Annotated in this window: 2 protein-coding genes; both read right to left on the bottom strand. The window is 50.8% G+C overall.

All coding sequences use genetic code 11. From position 1 onward, the window contains the following. Window positions 1-91 precede the first annotated feature (91 nt). Window positions 92-619, bottom strand: a complete 528-nt coding sequence (locus ACFW2W_RS19110) for an RNA-guided endonuclease InsQ/TnpB family protein (protein ID WP_378181695.1) — start codon at window positions 617-619, stop codon at window positions 92-94. 40 nt (window positions 620-659) lie between these two features. Next, window positions 660-965, bottom strand: coding sequence for a hypothetical protein (locus tag ACFW2W_RS19105; RefSeq protein WP_378181692.1), 306 nt, complete (start codon window positions 963-965; stop codon window positions 660-662). Between the last annotated feature and the right edge of the window lie 105 nt (window positions 966-1,070).

Below are 1,070 nucleotides of genomic sequence, written 5' to 3'. Positions count from 1 at the left end.
AAGCTTAAAGGCTTTCTTATGCCCCGGCGCTGTTATGACACCCTCAGGCAACTTAGAGCCGCGCTTGAGCTCGGGCTTAAAGCCCTCAACGTTACCTATATCTAACTCTTAGCCGGGAGATACTTAGGTGTTGCAAACCAAGGTCTATACCGGCTTCGCTACCCGTCGGAGGCAGTGTTTTAGTTTCTACCTCAGCGACAAAGACCAAATACCATTCCGACCCTTCGCGCTTAACCGTAGCGGTTTTGATACGCCCCTCAATAGGACGGTGCAAACGAATACGGACGTTACCGATTTTAGGGAGGTAGACATGGCGAGCGTCAGTAGCTACCTTAGCGGCGTACTGCGGGTAACAAAACGAGTCAAACCGGTTGCGGCCTTGAAACCTTGGGAACCCCGGCGCTTGCCCCGTTTTGACGCGGCGGAAGAAGCCTTGAAAAGCATTGTCGAGGCGGCGCAACGTCATCTGCAAAACTTGAGAGTGAACGCTTTTGTATTCGGGCAAAGCTGCTTGATTTCGGGCAGGCCGCCCTGCTGCATCCGGTAGGTATCGCTCACGCCGCATTTTCGGTAGGCGTCCCGACGTTCTTGGAGCGCGGCATTGTAGAGCTGATGGCACAGGTACAGCGTTTCATCAAAGCAGCAATTCCAAATGACACTCAACTAGAGTCAAAGGAAAGCTCAAGTCCCTCAGCCATAAAAAGGAGGAGCTGCCGCCAAGAGGGAAAAAGCTGATAACGCAGCAGGGCACGTATGTCATTAAAGAAGGTTTTACGACTGCCAAGCTCTTGCTGTAGGTTCTGGTAGAGGCTGTCGGTTGAGGCGAAGATGGTGTGACTTAAAAAAGCTAGCAACAGTAGACTTAATAAGACGGTGGACAAATGCTTTTTACCGTGACCGTAGTTGTGTTCAAAGTTATAGCCCTTGGTTTTGAGGACATTGTTAGAACCCTTTGAAAAACCCAACTAAAGCCGGTATCTTGTTGCATTAGCAGGTAGACCTGTGAGGGGGAGACCGATGAGCCAAGAACGCAGAGCCAGAATTAGCCAGAAACTCGACGATATCGAGCG

It is taken from the genome of Coleofasciculus sp. H7-2, from assembly GCF_042747725.1.
GTDB lineage: Bacteria > Cyanobacteriota > Cyanobacteriia > Cyanobacteriales > FACHB-T130 > FACHB-T130.
The sequence above is the reverse complement of the archived record's forward strand: the minus strand, read 5'-3'. Positions and strand labels throughout refer to the sequence as shown.